Annotated in this window: 1 protein-coding gene; it reads left to right on the forward strand. The window is 65.6% G+C overall.

Annotated elements, in window-relative coordinates; genetic code table 11:
* Positions 1–1,233, forward strand: a 1,233-nt coding sequence (locus tag ACSFA3_RS24275; protein ID WP_435507939.1) for an ABC transporter permease subunit, incomplete at both ends; no start/stop codon positions are given.

Raw genomic sequence — 1,233 nt, forward strand, 5'->3', positions numbered from 1 at the left:
GATGGTCACCGTTCCCACCGACATGCAGGAGGCCGCGTCGACCTACGGCCTGACCCGCTGGCAGCGTTTCAGGACGGTCGAGCTGCCGGCATCGGCGCACAGCCTGATCTGGAATTCGATGATGTCCTTCGGCGGCGGCTGGTTCTTCGTCGCGCAGAGCGAAGCCATCAGCGTGATGAACAAGGACATCAAGCTGCCGGGCCTGGGCTCGTACATGGTGCAGGCGATCTCGAACGGCGACAAGACGACCGCGCTGTGGGCGGTGGTGGCCATGATCGTGTTGATCCTGGCCAGCGACCAGCTGGTGTGGCGCCCTCTGCTGGCGTGGGCGGACAAGTTCAAGATCGAGCTGACGGGGTCGACGACCCCGGCGACCTCGTGGGTCTACAACCTGCTGCGCGGCGCCTACCTGTTCACCTGGATCAGCGAGCGCCTCTGGCGCCCGTTGCTGGACAAGGCGTTCCAGGCGCGGGCTCCGATGGCGCGAATGCCGGTGAGGCTCAAGGCTTCGTGGAAGAAGCTGCTCTGGCGGGTGGTGGGCATCCTGCTTTCCGTCTGGATCGGCATCGAGGTTCTCAGGGCAGTGGCGGCTGCCACTGCCGCGTTGCATGGTGCACTGACCCTGTCCGACTTCGGGCACATCGTCTGGCTGGGCTTTCTTACGGCCTTGCGCGTTGCTGCCATGACGGTCCTGGCCACGCTGATCTGGACGCCGGTCGGCGTGTGGATCGGGTTCCAGCCGCGCGTTGCGCGATTCGCCCAGCCGCTGGCGCAGATCGGTGCGTCGTTCCCCGTGAACATGACCTTTCCGATCGTCGTCGGTTTCTTCGTGGCCAGCCACATCAGCCTCAACTGGGGCAGCATCCTGCTCATTGCCATGGGCACGCAGTGGTACATCCTGTTCAACGTGATCGCCGGCGCCATGGCGATTCCGAACGATTTGAAGGAAGCCGGGCGCGTCTACGGCCTGCGCCGCTGGAGCCTCTGGCGCACCCTGATCCTGCCGGCGATCTTCCCGTTCTGGGTGACGGGCGCCTGCACGGCAGCCGGAGGCGCGTGGAACGCCAGCATCGTGGCCGAGCTCGCCACATGGGGCGGCACCAGCCTGCAGGCGGATGGCCTGGGCGCGTACATCGCCACCGTCACCAAGACGGGCGACACGCCGCTGATCATCGCGAGCATCGGCGTGATGTCGATCTTCGTCGTGCTGATGAACAAGCTCATCTGGCGCCG

The organism is Variovorax glucosi (assembly GCF_051216695.1).
Classification (GTDB): Bacteria; Pseudomonadota; Gammaproteobacteria; order Burkholderiales; family Burkholderiaceae_C; genus Variovorax.